Source organism: Pseudomonas sp. NPDC090592, from assembly GCF_044769185.1.
Taxonomy (GTDB): Bacteria; Pseudomonadota; Gammaproteobacteria; order Pseudomonadales; family Pseudomonadaceae; genus Aquipseudomonas.
This window is the reverse complement of record NZ_JBIVXJ010000006.1, coordinates 109,690-128,531: the sequence shown is the minus strand read 5'-3', so window position 1 is coordinate 128,531 and position 18,842 is coordinate 109,690. Positions and strand designations below refer to the sequence as shown.

Below are 18,842 nucleotides of genomic sequence, written 5' to 3'. Positions count from 1 at the left end.
TTACTCACGCTGACACGGAGCGCTCATGAGTTCACGTAATCCCGTCCTCTGGCCTGAAGGCCTGTTCGTCAAACCGCAACATTTTCAGCAGGCTACCCGTGCCGCCGAAGCAGCCCTGCATCAACGCCTCGCCAGCCTGAACGCAGCCTTCTATGGCTTCAGCGAGCTGCAACTGAACGACGAGTACCTGAGCCTGGGCAAGATCGCCATCACCCGCGCACGCGGCATCATGCCGGACGGCACGGTGTTCGACATCCCGGCAGACCTGCCACCACCGCCGCCGCTGGAGATCGAGGACGACGGCGCGAAGGACAGCGAGGTCTACCTCTGCCTGCCGCTGCGCACCGAGGGTGGTCGAGAGGTGAGCTGGCCGGACAATGCCGCCAACTTCCGCTACAGCGCCCAGGCTCAGGAAATCAAGGACACCCATAGCGCCGACGGCGACCTGGCGCAGGTCGATCTGGCAGTACCCAACCTGCAGCTCAAACGCAGGGGGGACGACAGCAGCGCTTACACGCGCCTGGCCATGGCACGCATTCTGGAACGCCGGCCCGATGGCAGCCTGCAACTGGATGAAGGCTTCTATCCGACCAGCGTCTCGGTACGGGCGGTGCCGGCACTGCAGCGTTACCTCGAAGAAATCACCAACACCCTGCGTGAGCGCTCACGCAACCTGGCCAGCCGGATTGGCGCCTCGAGCCAATCCGGCATCGCCGACATCCGCGACTTCAACCTGCTGCAGGCCATGAACCGCTGGTGGCCTTGCTTCCAGCACTTGGCCAGGCAGGGGCAGACACACCCTGAGCAGTTGTACCTGCACATGAGCCAGGCCTGTGGCGAGTTCGTGACCTTCACCGACGAGAGCCGGCTGCCGCCAGAGTATCCCGCCTACCAGCACACCGCTTTGCGCACCTCGTTCAAGCCACTTCAGGACACCTTACGCCGCGCCCTGGGCACGGTGCTGCAACCGCGGGCTGTATCGTTGCCACTGGACCAGCGGGATTACGGCGTGATGACGACAACGCTCGAAGACCGCCGCCTGATCGATGACGCGGACTTCATCCTTGCCGTGCGTGCCGATCTGCCACCGCCGGCATTGCGCCAGTTGTTCTTGCAGAAAGCCAAGGTGACGTCCCTGGAGACCTTGAATGACCTGGTGCATAAGCAACTGCCCGGTATTGCGCTACAGCCGCTGCCGGTAGCGCCTCGCGACCTGCCCTTCCATGCAGGCTTCAGCTACTTCGAGCTTGACCGTCGAGACCCGGCCTGGGCCTGCATGAAGGCGGCCAACGGCTTCGGGATTCATATCGCGGGGGAATTCCCTGGGCTTGAGTTGCAGTTCTGGGCTATCAGGAGTGAGTGAGATGCAAAAGCACAACCACGCAAACAACGAAAACGCCTCTGCTCAAGCCGAGCTGTTGCAATCGATGCTTGGGAAGTCTTTACCGGGTGACGCCACAGCATCCGAGGCCATTGTTCCAGAGCGAGAACCCACCTATCAAGGGTACCCAGCTGATCCTGACTTCCAGTTACGGGGCGGCTACGACAACCTCATGCTGGATGCCGCGGCACCGTTGTTTGGCCTGGTGATCCGCCTTCGCACACTTGACTCGCTGCCCAACATCAAGGATGTGCACCAGCAGGTGCGCAACCAGATTGAAAACATCCAGCAAGAGATGCGTCAGCATGGCTACGAGACCACGCAACTTCTGGCGTATTCCTATGGCCTGTGCCTGTTCATCGATGAGGCCGTAATGGAGCGGCCCTGGGGCCAAGCCAGCCTCTGGAGCCAGGAGCCGCTGCTCAGCATTTTCCACAGCGAAACGTTCGGTGGCGAAAAGATCTTCACCGTGATCTCGCGCCTGATGCAAGAGCCCCAGCAGTACAAGGACGTGCTGGAGTTCATGTACTTCATCCTGTGCCTTGGCCTGAAGGGCAAGTACGCCCTCGCACCCAAGGGCGAAGAAACGCTGAACAACCTCATTCACCAACTCCACGGAATCATCCGTGAGCTACGTGGGCCCACGTCGACAACGGTCGGCGACCCCTACACCAACGTCGCCCCGCGCAACTTCCGCATGAACAGGCAGTGGCCCTGGTGGAGCCCCTTGGTGATTTCCGCCATTGCGATGGCCGTGGCCTACGGCATCTACAGCTACCGCCTGCACCTGATCACCACAGAAGTCCTGGAGTCACTCAACGGCATCTTGCAGCAATGAACCGCCTGCAGTCGGCACACCCGTATTCAACGAATTGACGGGGCATTTGCCTCGTTGAAAAAGCCCATCGATTTCGATGGCCACGCGGCTACTTGTGCGCGTGCTTATCCACATGGACGCAGGAGAAACTGCCATGCCAACACCCGCTTACATCAAGATTATTGGCCAGACCCAGGGCAATATTACCGCCGGTGCATTCACCGCTGATTCCGTCGGTAACGTTTTTCAGCAAGGCCATGAAGATGAAATTCTCGTGCAGGAGATCAAGCATGAAGTGACGACACCAACGGATCCCCAAAGCGGCCAACCAAGTGGCCAGCGCGTACATAAGCCATTCATTTTTACCAGTTCATTGAACAAGGCCACCCCCCTGATGTACCAGGCGCTGGCAACCGGTGAGATGCTCCCGACCGTCGAAGTCAATTGGTACCGCACTTCAGTAGAAGGGAAGCAGGAGCACTTCTTCACGACCAAGCTCGAAGATGCAACGATCGTGAGCATCAATACCGTCCTCCCCCACGCACTCGACAAGGATAATGAAAACTACACACAACTGATCGAGGTATCGCTGGCCTATCGGAAAATCACTTGGGCACACGATGTGGCCAATACCGAAGGCTCTGACGATTGGCGCGCCCCCGCGGCCTGATCCAGCGTAGGTTCCGGGCAGGACTCTCCTGCCCGGACTTCAAGCTTACTCAGACGGCGGATGAGGATCTTGCATGCCCAGCCAATCTGATTTGCGGTACACCTTCGAGCCACTCGTTGGCAATGCCGAGTTTGGAGTGATGTCGTTCGAACTCAAGGAAGCGATCAGCGCGCCCTTCAGCCTCGAACTGGAATTGATCAGTTTCGAGCCCGACATCAACTTCGGTGAGTTGCTGGATAAGCCCATCGTCTTCACGATCTGGGATGGCAACGGACCGGTGCGCTACGTGCATGGGCTGGTCAGCCGGTTCAGCCAGGGCGAAAGCGGCGTCTACCGTACCTACTACCACGCCTTGGTCGAACCCATCCTGGCCCGCGCCGGGCTGCGTTCGAACTGGCGCATCTTCCAGCAAAAGACCGTCCCGCAGATTCTTGAGCTGATGCTCAAGCGTCAGGGCATCGATCAATACGAGCTGCGCACAAGCATGGACCACCCGGTGCGCGAGTTCTGCGTGCAAGCGGGCGAAACCGACCTTGACTTCATCGCCCGCCTGGCGGCTGAAGAGGGCTTCGTCTATCGCTTCGAGCACAGTGAAAAATTGCATAAGTTGATCATCACGGATCAGCTGCTATCCCTTGGGCTGATCAGCCATGGCGCGCTCAAGACTGACGACGATGACGAAGGCTTCTTTGAAGGCGAAGACGTTATCGACCCCAACACCGTGCTGTACCAGTCCAACAGCGGCGGCGATCAGGCCACACCTTGCCTGCGGCGCTTACGCTACAGCGAGCAGGTCCGAACCTCGCGACAGGTCCAGCGCGACTACACCTTCACCCATCCGGCGTATCGTCAGGAACACCGGGCTGCCGGCCCTTTCCTGGAACACCAGTCCACCGACTACGAACGCTTCGACTATCCCGGTCGTTACAAACGCGATGCGGTGGGCAAGCCGTTCACCGAAAACCGGATCACCGCCCTGCGCCATGATGCACGCATTGCGGAAGTTCAGGGCGATGACGTCAGGCTACAGCCTGGCCTGAGCTTCACGCTCACAGGCCACCCACGCAAAGACCTGAATACGCATTGGCGTGTGAACAGCGTGGTTCACAAGGGCATCCAGTTCACCAGCCTTCAGGAAGAAGCAGCCGGCGTCGATCAAAGCACGCGCTACGAGCAAAGCGCTCAGCTGGTACCCGGCAGAACCGAGTGGCGACCTGCCCCGCTGGACAAACCCCGCGTTGACGGCCCGCACATGGCTACCGTGGTCGGACCTCCGGGTGAGGAGATCTATTGCGACCAATGGGGCCGGGTCAAGGTCAGCTTCCCCTGGGACCGGGAGAGCAACAACAACGAGTTCAGCTCCTGCTGGGTCCGGGTATCCCAAGGCTGGGCAGGTGGCAGCTGGGGCTCGATGGCCATCCCCCGTATCGGCCAGGACGTGATCATCCAGTACGTCAACGGCGACCCCGACCAGCCGATGATCACCGGGCGCACCTATTGCGGCAACCAGTTGCCGCCCTACGACCTGCCCGACCACAAGACGCGCATGACCATCAAGAGCCAGACCCACAAGGGCGATGGCTTCAACGAGCTGCGTTTCGAGGATGAGCTGGGCAAAGAGGAAGTCTTCATCCATGCCCAGAAAGACCAGAACACGCAGGTCAATAACAACCAATCACTCACGGTTGCCGTAGACCGCACCCAAAAGATTGGGCAGGACGAATCCATTACCATCGGCCGTAACCGTCTGCGCGCGGTGAAAGCGAACGACACGCTGAAAGTCGGCGGTGGCAAGAACGACCTGATTGCCGGCGACTATGAAATTGAAGCCGGCAACACGATACGCCTGAAGTGCGGCAAGACACTTATCGAAATGCATGCCAACGGCACGCTCAACATCACCTGCGAGACCTTCAACCTGACCGGCCAGCAACGCGGGCAGATCAATACGCCCGCAGCGAAGCTCGATCTAAACCCTGAAGGCGGGCAAGCAGGCGCTACCGCAAACGGCCGCGACAGCACCGGGCTGAAGGCCGACGTGGATGGGCATTTCGAATAACCACAAAAGCTCCAGAAAGGACTCCTGCGCATGACTGAATACCTGACTCACGATGTGCTCCTCGATCTGGGCGAGGAAGCACCCGAAGACCTGACACTGAACATGCTGCGCTTCGCCAACCGAGGAACGACATTGGTAGTGGCTCGCAGCCCGGTCACACACAACAAGACCTTGGACGAAGCCATTGACGAGCAACTGAACATGCTTCGCAAAAAATCGAAGGCAATGACCATCACAGCCCCCCAGGTCGCACGACTGGGAGGCGCAGAGCACTCTGTGGAGGCTCGCGAGATGGCCATTCAATTCATGGTCGGCGACAAGCTCAACTTCCAACTCCAAGCCGCCTGCCTGGTGCCCTGCCAGCAACGCTTGCTAGTGCTCAACTACAGCAAGCCCGGCCCATTGGGCGATAGCGATATCGAGCACTGGCGCGGGATCAAACAAAAGCTCCGCTTTGCCTAGTTCCTCTTCTGCTCAGGTCAATTCCTTCCCAACCACATAGAGCTTGAAACCTATGGCGCAAACCGTTCATGCAGCCCGTGAGGGCGATGCCATCCTACATCCGTCGCTTGCCGCCGAAATGATCAGCGCAATCGCCGAAGCCGTTATTTACGCAGCAGCAACGGCTGCCGTTGCCGCCGCCATCAGTCTGGCCGTTGTAGGTACCGTAGCGACCGGCGGCGCAGCCGGCATCGCCATCGCTGCCGTCGCCGGTGTGGCGGTCGGTGCAATGAGCACCCTATCGGTCGGCGAAGATCAGACTATTGGAGAGGCGATCTCCAGCTTCTGCGACGATCTGGGCAACAGTGTCGACGCACCTGATCCCTACGGAAAGATTGAGAGCGGGTCAGGCAACGTGTTCATCAACAGCAAGCCCGCCGCTCGCGCAGCGGGTATTACCGGCCCACCGGGTGGCGGAGCGGCCGAGGGCGAGCAAGCCGAACCTTCCATCCTGGAGAATGTGGGTTCCATGGCGATGGCGGCAGCACCCTACCTGCTCCCGGTCTTGGGACTGGGCATGGCAATACGTGACATCTTCAACCCGCCCGTCACCACACCAAAGGATCCCGGTGCGCAAGACCGAAGTAGGGATCTCATTTCATGCAGCCGCCACACGCCTCCCACCGGCACCTATATCGCACAAGGGTCGGACAAGGTTTTCATCAATGGCCAGCCTGCTGCGCGATCCGGTGACAAGACCACCTGCGATGCCACCATCGATGTGAATCAGAAAGTGTCGCCGAATGTGCGCATTGGCGGCGGGATGGCCACGGTTCGTGACATTCGAAATGGCAAAAGCAAGATTGCGATGTTTACAGGGATTATTGCCGGGATACTCATTTCACGACGAATAAGGTTCCGTCCCCGTCCCTTGAAGAGCATGTTCCCTTTTTCGCTATTCAAGCGTTGCGTAGGCAATCCCGTCATCGTGTCGACTGGCAGCAAAGTACTGGGTGGCCCAGAGGATCTTGACTTCAGCCTTCCAGGCTTGCTGGGAATTGAATGGGCGCGTGGTTACGACAGCAATGATCTACGCCGTGACGGCCTCTTCGGGATGGGCTGGAGTGTCCCCTACGAGGTAGAGCTGGTACGCGTCCCGCATCCTCAAGGCGGCCAGCTGTGGATCTACATCGACGAGGAAGGCAACCGCTTGGAACTGGGGCGCCTCAGCGCCGGCGATGCGTTCGTGAGTGTCACCGACGGCCTTGCATTCTTCCAACTGGAAGGCGGTCAGACTGTCGTCGAGGACATCAACGAAGGACGCTATCAAGTCTTTGACACAGACCCTTTCAACCCACAGCGCTCACGCCTGATACGCCTCGGTGACCGCAACCTCAACGTGATCGACATACTGTACGACGACCAGGGCCGATTGCAGGTTCTGTACGACGAATATGGCCGGACCATTGTTCAACTGCACTATGACCTACGTCACCCGAATCGAGTCAACAAGGTTTCACAAGCTTTTCTAAAGAACAGCGGACCACTCGCCATAGAACGTAATGAGACACTGGTGAGCTACCGGTATACCGAAAACGGGCAGTTGCATGAAGTGCTTGATGCCACTGGTCAACTGATCCGCCGCTTTACCTACAACACCGAGGGTTATCTCAACAGTCATCAGCTGGCTAGCGGCGCTGTGCGCCACTATGAGTGGGAAAAATTCACTATTCCCACCAAGCGTCCCACGCCTAAACGCGCTGATGGCACGCCCTACTCCTTGCCCCCTTTGCTTGAGCAACAACCTGATCACGAGTGGCGGGTGGTACGTCACTGGGGGACCGATGGCGAGGAATACCGGTTCGAATATAACCTGGAAGACGGTGAAACATTCGTCACCGACAGCCTCGGCCGGCAGAGTCGCTACCACTGGGGGCCGATGTACGAGGTGTACAAGTACATCGACCCGTTGGGTAATTCCTGGCAGGAGGAGATAATCGCCGGACAATTGGTTAAGAGCATTGATCCTCAAGGAGGAGAATGGCGGTATAGCTACGACGATCTCGGTCGTTTGATCGAAACGCGTGATCCGCTAGGACGCAGTGAGCAGATCAACTACTTGCGCCACTGGGCGCTACCCGTTCACATCACCGATGGCGCCGGGCGCACACGGCGCTACGGCTATGATGCCCATGGCAATTTGTTATGGGAGCAGGACTCACTAGGCCGTAGCACCCAATACCAATACAACCCGGAAGGTCGCGTTACCCGCATCACCGACGCCCTAGAAAAAACCAAGCATCTGGAGTGGAACACCCGTGGCCAGTTGCTCAGCTACCGCGACTGCAGCAATGCCCAGACCTTGTACCACTATGACTCGCATGGCCGATTGCGTGAAAGTATTAATGCCCGTGGCGAACACAGCCACTTCCGCTACGACGCTCGCGGCTATCTGGTAGAAAGTGAACGTGCGGATGGTCGCGTTGATCGCTATGAAATCGATGCCGCTGGCCAACTGACCCGTTACATCGACCCTGCGCAAAAGAAACTGCAATTCCGCTACGACCGCAGTGGCCGCCTGATCGAACGCACGGACGCGATGGGTTATAGCGTGAAGTTCAGCTACGACGCCTATGGCCGGCTGCTACAGCTCACCAACGAGAACGACGAATCGTACCGCTTCGGCTGGGACAAGCTGGACCGCCTGATCGCGCAAGAGGATCTGGATGGCAGTGGGCGCATTTATGAATACGACGTGCTTGATGGGGTCACCGGCCTCACTCACGTGCCGTCACCTAATGAGCAAGCGCCACTCTCTGAAAATGCCCCAGCAACCCGGACGACTTCGATCCGCCACGATTTCGGACGCGATGCCGTTGGGCGCTTGCTAAGCAAGCGCACCGAGGATGGTATTACAGACTACAGCTACGACACCGCCGATAACCTATTAGCCATCACCTTCACCAATAATCTGGGAGAAATACAGCAGCTTGAATACACCTACGACCCCGCAGACCAACTGCTGAGTGAAACCAACAGCGCCGGACTGTTGCAGTACCGCTATGACGACTTGGGCAACCTGCAAACCCTCACGCTCCCAGATCAGCGGAAACTCAATTACCTCTACTACGGCAGCGGGCACCTGCACCAGATCAACCTGGACGGTAGGGTCGTCAGCGACTTTGAGCGTGACTCCGTGCATGACGAGGTAATGCGCACACAAGGCAAGCTGATCACCCGTACACGCTATGACACCAGCGGTCGCCTGGCCGGTAAGTCTATTCACTACCGCGATGCCCCTGTTGAAATGCTGCCATTGCTGGACAAGGCCTACCGCTACGATGCCAGCGACAACCTGACGGCCGAGGTGTTGACCCAGACCCAGCGCCGCGGCATGACCAACCCTGCCAACGATGAGAGCGCTCAGCTTGAACAGATCATCGGCCGCTTCCATGATCTACCCCACACCGGCAGGAGTTATTCAGGAGACAACCGTTACGGCTATGACCTTAACGAACAATTGCAGACAGTCCAGCAGTCACGCCCCAATAGGCAGGCCACACAAGTCGAGGATTTCAAGTACGACAAAGCTGGCAATCTATTAGACGGCCCCAAGCTCAACGGCCTGATCAAGCACAACCGGGTGCTGGTGTATCAGGATAAGCGCTACCGCTACGACCGCTTTGGAAGGTTGTGCGAAAAGCGTATCGGCAGCAGTTGGGTGCAGTATTTCGAGTATGACGCCGAGCAGCGACTGGTTTGTGTGGAGCAGTATCGGAGTGGCGAGCGTGAACGAGTGGTTTTCACCTATGACCCACTCGGTAGGCGTATCAGTAAAGAGACCTATCAGAAGGATTATCCAGAGCCGCGTCGGAGGGTACATTTCCACTGGCAAGGATTCCGACTCCTGCATGAGTCTCAGAGCGGCCTGAGCAGCCTGTATGTATATGGCGACCTATATGACTATCAACCAATCGCAAGAGTTGACGGACGTTCAGGCAATGAGGCTATTCAGTATTTCCATACTAACTTAGCGGGCCTGCCAGAGCAGTTGACACTCACTGACAGCAACACAGCATGGTACAGTACATATCAAGGATGGGGCGTTACGCGGGAAGAATGGCACAACCCGGAACAAGTACGAGAACAAAACCTCCGCTACCAAGGCCAATATCTTGACAGAGAGACGGGCCTGCATTATAGCACCTTTAGGTTTTATGACCCCGCGATTGGACGATTTTCGCAGACTGATCCAATTGATCTGTCTGGAGGGAAAAACCTCTACATATTCGCCCCTAATCCATTCACATGGATTGACCCCCTTGGGCTAACAGCCTGCGAATTAACAAGATCTATGGAGGCTCATGGGACACCCAAACCAGCCAACTCCGCAGCCCACCATATCGTTCCTGAAACTGCCAGGCGAGCCAAGCCGGCCAGAGATATTCTTAATAAATATGGGCTTCTGAACAAAAATGAAAATGGCGTATTCCTTCCCGACAAGCGAAACAATGGAAGCACAAGTGGAATACTCCACAATGGTCGACACCCAAACAAATACATTGACGAGATCAATAGACGCATCATCGCCGCCGATAAAATAGGAGGAAAGTCGAAAGTTATCGACGAACTTGATAAGATCAAGAACACTCTACAAACTGCCAATAGAAATGCCGACTGGAGAAACGTGCTCCTATGAAAACAATATATGAACTTCATTCAGACACTGAACATTACAGTTCATTCATACAAATTTATGGCAACCAGGAAGAAAGCATCATTGGCCGATCAATGGAACAAAAATGGACTCCATTTAAAAGTAATTACAAGCCAATATATCTCGAACTGACGAGAAGCGACTCAGGAAAGAAAAATTATAATTTTGACTTTTCCGGATCACTAACCCCATTTCTTATTTTCAGCAACCCACTGCTGGAGGCACTTGAAAGCATATTAATACCTCGGGGACAGATTCTTGAAGTAAAAACCGAGAGCAAACGTAGAAAATTTTCTGGTTACTATCCAACGAATCCGCTCAAAAACTGCCTTGACCTGGAAAGGTCAAAATACCAAACCGCCTCACATGGACTTATAATTGACAACCCCGTTCTAAAGGAACAGTACATATCAGACGAGTACATATTTACACTAGCTGAAGACATTAGTCGTATTTTTGTCACAGAAAAATTCAAGGAGGTTATTGAATCCAGAAATTTTCATGGCTTTGATTTTTCGAAGGAAATATCACTCTCAACAAACCCACCCGACGGTACAATGCTGGGGGGCCGTGTGAAAACGTCTTGAGACTAAAATCAGGCAAGACGAAAACAGCCGAGGAAGCCGAGTTTAATGGATGTAAATAAGCATTCCGAGGCTGTTTTCAACGTAATATAACCGAGTTTCAAGGCTTTTCACACAGAACCCAGAAGTATGTCTGTTGTCGCCCCTTTCCAAACATCGAGCAAGTGCCCCAAGACGCGCACCTGATTGAAAACATCTAGCAAGAAGTGCGTCAGCATGGCTACGAGACCACGCAAATTCTGGTGCCTGGCTCTTTTTATTCCCGCACCCTTGAAGTAATTCACTCTTCTGTTGAGGCGCAGTTCAGATAAGGCCATTCGCGCCCAATCAATTTCAGAATATTTCAACCCTTGCAACCTCGGCTCAGCCCTTGCCACACTGCAGGCTCCAAATCAAGGGATAAGATCATGTCCATTATTGCCGAATATCGTCACCTCGAACGACAGCTCGCCAGCAAGCTTCAGACCTTGGACGCACTCAAGGTTCATCCAAGGGTGAAACAGGACCTTGAGTTCGAAAGAAAACTTCGAAACCTGATCACGGAATACAACTTTAGCGCGCACAAGATCCTCTCGATTCTCTCGCCCGCTACGGTTACTAAGCCCCAACCCACAGATTCATCCATACCCAAGCAACACCGAACCCCACGCAAGGCCAAGTTCTACCGCAACCCTCACACCGGCGAAATAGCCATCACAAAGGGTGGAAATCATAAGGTTCTAAAAGAATGGAAACGCCACTATGGACCGATGGAAGTTGAGTCTTGGGTCAGCAACTGGATTTGACCACTTTGCGCCGGAGGCCAACGAGGCATTGGAACAATCGAACGATGCACGTGCGGCTGGCTCGCCCCCGCAATTCCGGCACTGTGCTGGTGGCTACCGCCGCCTTTCATTGCTCCAGAAATGACGGTCGATCATGGATTCCCCTTCAGCCACACATGCCTTCTTACACTTCACCAGCCTTGTGAACACCTTGTTTAAAGCGGCGCGCTCGCAGAGCTTTTAACATGATCGGCTTACTCACCAGGACAGGGAACGCCCATGAGCATCACCAGCAAAAAGCGCCGCGATAGCAAAAAAGCCAAAACCAAGCGTGGGATTTCATCGCTGCTCCCGCCCGCCTTGTATCAGCTCAACCGCTTTCGTAAGGACTACATCAAGAGTTGGGGCATCAACTCCCAAGGTCATCTCGACCAGGGCCATTACGGCTGGATGGCTGAGCGCTTGAATGGTTACCCTCGCACCCTGGAAATCGGCTGCGGTGTCGGCCACTCCACTTTGGCCCTGCTAAAGCAAGGCCACACCGTTGTCTGCGTCGAGGAAAATCCCCACTGTATTGCAGCCACCCAGCGCCTCGTCGCCGAGAATGGCTACTCCGTCGCCGTCATCGCACGGGAAACGCCGAAGAGCCTCGACGACAACGCCTATCGATTGATCTACAAGGATGTCGGCAACGTCCCTAAAGCTGATTGCCTGCTGATCGAGGGCGATGCGTTGCACGATCCCAGACTGGAGGCCTGGCTCGAACAGCAGCCCAGGTTCGACTCCATTGCCTGCTGGCTGCTCGGCACCCATGACGCGCGCGGCCACAACATCGCCGTCAACCTGGCGTCCATGCCCACCTCACGTGAACACCGTATTTTCGTGCAGAACAACGTCTATGAGATTGCAGACAGGGTGCTTCGTTCGGGCGGTATTCTGACGGTGATCGACCGAGCTGAGACGCCTTCCACCGACGAGATCATCACCAGGTTGATGAACCACCACCGCGAACAGGCCAGTGTTACTACGCTGGAGGTCAAAACTGTTGAGCACACGCCACACGTGGAATCAGACGCACAGGGCGCCATGAAAATGCTCTACACACCGGCCGAGGATTCCACAAACGACTTCACGCCCGAGAACATGCCCACTATGTCGCTTTGCTCGACGACCTCGGTCAAACCCTGAATCTTCATTCGTGTTGCCCTGCAGGGATATGCAGGGCAACAGCGCACTATCAACAACACGAAACCTGGCCAGCGCCAAACGCAGCGACGCCAATGTGTTGTCCAGCTCGCCCACTCAGTCGTAGATCACCTGGGTAAAGTACTCGGCGCTGGTAGCCTTGGTGCGGATTCGCCCTTCCTGGATGGCCAGCATTCTTTTCAATGCATAACTGCAAGAGAAGAGATTCAAGCACTGTAGGCCTTCATGTCCCATCATGAACGATGTTTCATCACCACCCCCCCATTAAACACTATGTTCATTTTCTTGGTGTTGGAGCAACGCTATAGTTGACTACTTACGTCGGCCATAGCGCTCAATACCGCGTGCTAGATGCCCCATGTCTAACAGCCCCAGCACCCTGAAGGAAATCATCTAACACGGAGGTGCGATGATTAACCGAACAGCGGCCGATTGGCAGCGCCTGCAGGACCTGCCGGCGCTGCTCAAGGAACTTCCAGCTCTCGCCAACGAGTTGGGCTTCCCCTACTACAGCTTTTCCTACACCAGCCTTGCCAACTCGGTCAGCACAGCAACCCTTCCACCAGATGGCCAGCAGCTGATCCAGGCAGCGCTGGGATTCAGACCAGACAACCAACGGTATTCAAACGTGCCGGTGCTGTGGCACGAAAAAGCCTTTCGGGGTGCGAGCGGTTTATGGCCCCATGCGTATGCACTCGGCCTTCGGCACGGTTGGATCCAACCGCTGTACGACAGCACCACTCACAGCAGCCTGACGCTGCTGCGCCCCCACGTCAGTCTGTCGATCGCCGAGCGTTATGAAAAGACCGCCTGGGTCATGTGGCTGGGTGAGCGCCTGCACCTCGCAGCCGCCCGGGACCTTCCCCCACTCACAGGCGATCACGAGCCTTGCGTATTTTCTCGCGAAGCTCAAGATCCAGCGGCGGGCAATAGATCCAATGTGTCGTGTACTCCGGAGACCAAACGCGATTGAGCCGCAGGCGGTGGAGCTGCTGTTCCGCGCCGTGCCACCGAGTCTCTAGCTGGCCTTGGCCTTGACGGAACCAGAAGCAAAAGCCGCCCGTCATACCCTCATGCGGCAACACGGCATCAGCGAACTCGATGCGGCAATCCGCATGGCCCAGGACATTGACCGGGCCCGCGGCATAGAACCGCTGCAGTTGGACCTGCCAGGAGAGGCATCATGCGCAAATGGATAAATGCCAGGAACATAAGGTGGACAATCGGCTGGCTAGCCTTGGCCGGGCTGGCACTCATTGCCTGGCCAACCTTTCATCCCGCCCACCCTGGCGGCCCGCCATGGATCTACGGCAACCCTGATGCGCGCTTTACCGTCGTGCTGCACGCAGACCTCGAATGCCCGCACTGCAGGGTCTACCTGCCTCAGTTGCAGCGGTGGATCGTCACCAACGATCACGTCAATCTGGCCTGGCACCACCTGCCGTTACCCCAACATGAGCCCGCCGCCAGTCGTGAAGCGCGGCTGGTCGAATGCGTGGGGCAGCTCGAAGGCCGCGAAAGCTTTTGGGGTGCAGTCGTCTGGGTCTATCTGAACACCCAGGGCAATGGCCGCGGGCTCGCCAGCGACACCAGCTACCCTGGCTCGACGCCAAGCCTGCAACGCTGCCTGGCGGGCGAACAGGTGGCTCTAACCGTGGATGCACAAAAAACGGAAGCCGCACGGAACGGATTGAATGCCACGCCCACCCTGCGCCTGATCGACAATCAAACCCAGCGCACGTTGACGCTGCAAGGCTCCATCGAACCCGACGCCCTACTCTCGGCGGTGGACCTATTGATTGCGCCCGAAATTTTCGAGATGCCTGCCGACGTGATCAACGACATGCCCAGGTAGCGCACGTTCGTTACGGCTACGGCACCGCGCTGCGGTTATGTGGGCCTGCTCGCCTAACCAGTAGACACGCAAGTGTCACGGCTTGGCGCCCTTGGCACCGACGAACAGTGCAAGGCCAGCGGTGTGTTTGAGGGTGTAGTGTTGCCGGTCGGCTTCGCCTGGCAGACTGCGCTGAAACGAAAAAAAGACGCCTAAGCGTCTTTTTTCAATGACTTACAGACTTCCATGGAACTCTGTAGATCGATATTTGGAGCGGGAAACGAGACTCGCATCGGGCTTGCGAGCCGTTGAATCCTATAGTTTTTTAGCTGGTCAAAATTTGGCCGTAGCCTCAAATCTGGACTCATTTCCCTCCGCAGTCAAGGACCACCGCCTCCGCTCAACCCTTGCCTGCCGCTCGACCTGCTGAAGCGCCATTTTCCTTCATCCTATCCCCGCTTTCCCACACCACCGCCAATCTGACTTTCGCGAAGCACCCACCGCCAGCCGATCTTACAAAAATCGTAATCGTACCAATGACCCGCCTGCTCGAAGTTGCGGCGGTTACATTTGTCGAAGACATTAGTGGCCTGAAGATTGGACTGAGCCGTTGCCTTCTTCCCGTCAATGTTGGCGAAGTTTGATGCGATACGGTGGCTTGCATTCTCAGCGGGTACCGCCCCCAAACTGGCGATGCTCTCTCGACCCGAAACCCTCGCAAAAGTCAGGCCCAGTGTCGCGTCCTCGGTCAAAGAACATTAGCTGTCAACCACTCCGAGTAAACTCAAAAAAAATCTGTAATTTTAGAAGACGTGTGCTTGAGCAATGGGATCAGACGATGAACATCGCTCTCGCTGAGTCTCACGGCGGGCGCAAAAATATTCAAACAACCAAGCAAGGTACCCTGTGGTGACCTCACAGGTACCGCTCCTCCGACCAGCCCCACCGTAAACTCCGACCCTGTTACCGCGTAACCTTGGCGCCTGGTTGCCTCTACGATGGGGCGAAGCAAGCGCGCTTCGCAGATCGTATTGGCCGTGAAGCGCGTCCACGGTGATGAGGCGTAGAAGTGCTCCAAGTTAGTCTTGGTCATCGATGCGAGAAAGATCCGTCCGCTGGATGTGCAGTGCAATGGGCCCCGATGGCCTGGCTGGAATGCCGATGTCAGCCGCGCACCTGCCACGTAGCTTTGCACGTATTCCACTTCCCCTCCCTTCAGAATCGCCAAACCGCAGCTCTCTCCGGTCAGCTTGGACAGCTCGCTGAGTATCCTCTGCATTGACCCGCCAGAGAGCACCGTGCCCACAAGAGCAGCTGCAAGCTGATGCATTCTCGGGCCGATTTCAAAACCTTGTGCACCGCGCTGCAGATACCGTCCTTGCTCAAGGTTAGCGAGGAGCCTGTGAGCAGCCGTTCGAGACATACCAACCTCGTCGACCAAGTCTGAAAAGCGAACAAATCGCCTCTTGGTCAGCAGCTCCATGACCTCGAAGGCCTTCTCTGTGGGAGTAGTTGCTGCAGTCATCGTCTGTCCCCCCGGAGCTGTAGGCTCAGCAGGCGTAAAACTACGCCGCCCCATCGAAGGCTACACCATTAACCGATAATAGGAACAAAAAAAACCGATTATTGAGATTTTGAGTAAAGATTACCCGACCTGATCGTGGCCCTCGGTAACACAATTGGCATATTTCACTCAGCTACCTCGTAGCCGTGCATGCACCATTGCGGCGCACGGAACGCGGCTCTCGCCACTTTTTCCAGCACAGAGTGCCGCCGTAGCTAGCCTCAAAGAGACGCCTGTGCTGCAAGATACGAGTGAGGAAGATGTTCGGTGACTTCCGGCACGGCGATTGCTAAATCTATTCAACGGAACGTTTTGTTCCGATTTACGGAACATGATTGGATAGATCGACCATTCGAGGATTCTCGCCATGCCCAGTAAGTACATCGCTTGTCTGTTTGCATCGGTAGTGGTGGTAAGCGCAGTGCAGGCGCAGGCTGCAAGCAGTGCGATTGAGAAAATCAGTCAGACCAAGACAATCACCTTGGGTTACCGGGAAAGCTCGGTACCGTTCTCCTACCTGGACAACGAGCAGAAACCCATCGGCTATTCGATCGACCTTTGCTCTCACGTGGTTTCGCATCTGAAGGAACAACTGAAGCTTGATCAGCTGGACGTGAAGTACCTTCCAGTTAACTCGGCAAACCGTATGCCACTGATCAAGAACGGGACGATCGATATCGAGTGCGGCGGCACCTCCAGCTCCCCAGAGCGCATGCAGGAAGTGGCATTTTCTGTGGCCACGTTTGTGAGCCAGCCGCGCTGGCTGGTCAAGAGCAACAGTGGTATCCAGAGCCCGGCAGATCTGGCGGGCAAAGCCGTAGTCGTGACGCAAGGCTCCAACGCCGTCCCACTGGCCAAGAAGCTGATTGCGGATGGTTTGAATGCGCGGATGCTCCAGGGCAAAGACCACGCCGAGTCCATGCTCATGCTTGAACAGGGTCGGGCCAGTGCCTTCCTTGAAGACGACATCCTTCTCGCCGCCAAGAAAGCCGAAGCTCGGGATCCCTCGATGTTCACTATCCTCCCCGAGGGCTACGCCAAGACCTATTACGGCCTGATGCTTCCCAAAGACGATGCGCCGCTGAAGGACGCAGTCGATGCGACCCTGAAGCAGATGATGCTGTCGGGCGACTTCGTAAAGGTCTACGACACGTGGTTCACCCGACCCATCGCCCCGCACAACACCAACCTCAATGTCCAACTGAGCGAAGGTCTCCAGGAACGCATCAAGCAGCCTAGCGACCAACCGTTCTGATCAACCGAGTTGCTCGCCCTCGGTGATGCCTTGGGCGAGCGAAGTGGACGAGGAAAAAATGAACATACTTCTCGAAACCTCACCCGATGGAACCCTCTACATCGAGTGGCTTCTTTCCGGTTTGATTTGGACGCTCACCCTTGCACTCAGCGCGGCGTTCTTCTCGTTTTGCCTGGGCGTACTGGTAGGTGTCGCTCGCAACTCTCGCAACTTGGCCGTCGCGATTGCCGGCAGGGCCTACGTGCAGATTTTTCGGAACATCCCACTCATTGTGCAAATGTTCCTCTGGTACTTCGTGCTACCTGAACTACTGCCCACCGCCTGGGGGGACGCCGTCAAGCAGCTGGCTCAGCCTTGGGGAAGTTTCTGGCCTGCGCTGATCTGCTTGAGCCTCTACTCCAGCGCACGTGTCGCAGAGCAGATCAAGGCGGGCCTGGCCTCGCTGCCTATTGGCCAACGCGAAGCTTGCGAGGCACTGGGGCTCACGACTTTCCAGCGCTATCAGAAAGTGCAGCTGCCCCAGACCCTTCGCATCGTGATCCCAACCCTGACAAGCGAAGCGATGGGCGTCTTCAAGAACACCTCCGTGGCGCTCACTATCGGCTTGCTCGAGCTGACCGCCCAGGCCCAGCAGATCAACGAGTTTACCTACAAGACCTTTCAGGCATTCACCGCCGCGACTGTTTGCTACGTACTCCTTGCGCTGACGGTGTTCTCCGTCATGACGCTAATCGAACGGCGTATGCACGTACCTGGCCTGACGCCTATCAATCAACCGAACGCCAAGAAGGTGAAATGAGATGAACGACTTCGACTTCCAAGTCATCGTCAACGCCTTCCCGTACCTGATGACGGGCCTCTCGTTCACCCTGCAACTGACAGCGGTTGCCTTCATCGGCGGGTTGGCCTTGGGTCTGGTATTGGCCATGGTTCGTCATATGAATGTTCCAGTCCTCGCGCAGATTGCAACCGCCTACGTTGCAGTGATGCGCTCGATACCACTGATCCTGGTGCTGTTCTGGTTGTTCTTCCTGATGCCCACGATTCTGCAGCTGATCAGTCCAGATGGCCGGCCCATTCCATTGGGCCCAACCAACACAGCATTCATCACCTTCACCCTATTCGAAGCGGCGTATTTCGCAGAGATCATCCGAACAGGTTTGCGCTCGATACCTAAAGGTCAGTACGAGGCTTCTGAGGCCCTGGCGCTATCTAAATTCCAGATGTACCGCAAGGTGATCATTCCTCAGGTACTGGTTACCACCACACCCATCATGCTCACTCAGGCGGTCATCCTGTTCCAGGACACCTCATTGGTTTACGTCCTGTCGCTTACCGATCTTCTGGGCGCGGCCTCGAAGGTAGCACAACGGGATTCTCGCCTTCTGGAGATGTACGTCACCGTGGCGGTCATCTACTTCGTCATCAGCTCGCTGGCCGTAGAGCTCGTCAACTACATGGAAAAACGACGCAAGAAACGTTCTGCCCTGCGGCTCAGCCCAGCTGCAAGCCAGCCGACCTCTGCGACCAACAATGCAAAAACCATCTGA

General features: G+C 56.3%; 15 protein-coding genes and 1 pseudogene. 15 read left to right on the top strand and 1 reads right to left on the bottom strand.

Annotation, left to right across the window (positions count from 1 at the left end; genetic code table 11):
• Positions 1-25 precede the first annotated feature (25 nt).
• The 12 genes and pseudogenes from tssK to ACIQUI_RS07125 all read left to right on the top strand — a co-directional run bounded on the left by tssK (position 26) and on the right by ACIQUI_RS07125 (position 14,494).
• Positions 26-1,363 carry a type VI secretion system baseplate subunit TssK gene (gene tssK, locus ACIQUI_RS07180; RefSeq protein WP_403196475.1) on the top strand — a complete coding sequence of 446 codons (1,338 nt, stop codon included), beginning with the start codon at positions 26-28 and terminating at the stop codon, positions 1,361-1,363.
• Position 1,364: 1 nt separating this feature from the next.
• Positions 1,365-2,219 carry a type IVB secretion system protein IcmH/DotU gene (icmH, locus tag ACIQUI_RS07175; protein ID WP_403196472.1) on the top strand — a complete coding sequence of 285 codons (855 nt, stop codon included), beginning with the start codon at positions 1,365-1,367 and terminating at the stop codon, positions 2,217-2,219.
• 133 nt (positions 2,220-2,352) lie between these two features.
• A complete protein-coding gene (locus tag ACIQUI_RS07170; protein WP_403196470.1) occupies positions 2,353-2,868 on the top strand; it encodes an Hcp family type VI secretion system effector in 516 nt (171 codons plus the stop codon).
• A 73-nt stretch (positions 2,869-2,941) separates the two neighbouring features.
• A complete protein-coding gene (locus tag ACIQUI_RS07165) occupies positions 2,942-4,927 on the top strand; it encodes a type VI secretion system Vgr family protein (protein WP_403196467.1) in 1,986 nt (661 codons plus the stop codon).
• Positions 4,928-4,957: 30 nt separating this feature from the next.
• A complete protein-coding gene (locus tag ACIQUI_RS07160; RefSeq protein WP_403196465.1) occupies positions 4,958-5,389 on the top strand; it encodes a DcrB-related protein in 432 nt (143 codons plus the stop codon).
• A gap of 52 nt (positions 5,390-5,441) precedes the next feature.
• On the top strand, positions 5,442-10,067 hold the full coding sequence (locus ACIQUI_RS07155) for an RHS repeat-associated core domain-containing protein (RefSeq protein WP_403196462.1): 4,626 nt from the start codon (positions 5,442-5,444) through the stop codon (positions 10,065-10,067).
• On the top strand, positions 10,064-10,672 hold the full coding sequence (locus ACIQUI_RS07150; RefSeq protein WP_403196459.1) for an imm11 family protein: 609 nt from the start codon (positions 10,064-10,066) through the stop codon (positions 10,670-10,672). Before ACIQUI_RS07155 ends, ACIQUI_RS07150 begins: the two co-directional genes overlap by 4 nt.
• Positions 10,673-11,076: 404 nt before the next feature.
• A complete protein-coding gene (locus ACIQUI_RS07145) occupies positions 11,077-11,454 on the top strand; it encodes a histone-like nucleoid-structuring protein, MvaT/MvaU family (protein WP_403196457.1) in 378 nt (125 codons plus the stop codon).
• Positions 11,455-11,712: 258 nt separating this feature from the next.
• Entirely contained in the window at positions 11,713-12,621 is a 909-nt protein-coding gene (locus ACIQUI_RS07140; RefSeq protein WP_403196454.1) for a class I SAM-dependent methyltransferase, read from the top strand.
• Between the two features lie 427 nt (positions 12,622-13,048).
• Positions 13,049-13,612, top strand: a complete 564-nt coding sequence (locus ACIQUI_RS07135; protein ID WP_403196451.1) for a hypothetical protein — start codon at positions 13,049-13,051, stop codon at positions 13,610-13,612.
• Positions 13,613-13,616: 4 nt separating this feature from the next.
• Positions 13,617-13,838, top strand: a pseudogene (locus ACIQUI_RS07130) (conjugative transfer ATPase); the annotation flags it as partial.
• On the top strand, positions 13,823-14,494 hold the full coding sequence (locus ACIQUI_RS07125) for a DsbA family protein (RefSeq protein WP_403196448.1): 672 nt from the start codon (positions 13,823-13,825) through the stop codon (positions 14,492-14,494). The pseudogene ACIQUI_RS07130 and the gene ACIQUI_RS07125, both read left to right, overlap by 16 nt.
• A 763-nt stretch (positions 14,495-15,257) precedes the next feature.
• Here ACIQUI_RS07125 and ACIQUI_RS07120 read toward each other — a convergent pair.
• Positions 15,258-15,998, bottom strand: a complete 741-nt coding sequence (locus ACIQUI_RS07120; RefSeq protein WP_403196446.1) for an IclR family transcriptional regulator — start codon at positions 15,996-15,998, stop codon at positions 15,258-15,260.
• A 406-nt stretch (positions 15,999-16,404) separates the two neighbouring features.
• Here ACIQUI_RS07120 and ACIQUI_RS07115 point away from each other — a divergent pair, with 406 nt between their 5' ends.
• The 3 genes from ACIQUI_RS07115 to ACIQUI_RS07105 are packed head-to-tail and all read left to right on the top strand — an operon-like array spanning position 16,405 to position 18,842.
• Entirely contained in the window at positions 16,405-17,292 is an 888-nt protein-coding gene (locus ACIQUI_RS07115; RefSeq protein ID WP_403196444.1) for an amino acid ABC transporter substrate-binding protein, read from the top strand.
• Positions 17,293-17,350: 58 nt separating this feature from the next.
• Positions 17,351-18,091 carry an amino acid ABC transporter permease gene (locus ACIQUI_RS07110; protein WP_403196441.1) on the top strand — a complete coding sequence of 247 codons (741 nt, stop codon included), beginning with the start codon at positions 17,351-17,353 and terminating at the stop codon, positions 18,089-18,091.
• Position 18,092: 1 nt separating this feature from the next.
• Complete coding sequence (locus ACIQUI_RS07105) at positions 18,093-18,842, top strand: amino acid ABC transporter permease (protein ID WP_403196438.1); 750 nt, start codon at positions 18,093-18,095, stop codon at positions 18,840-18,842.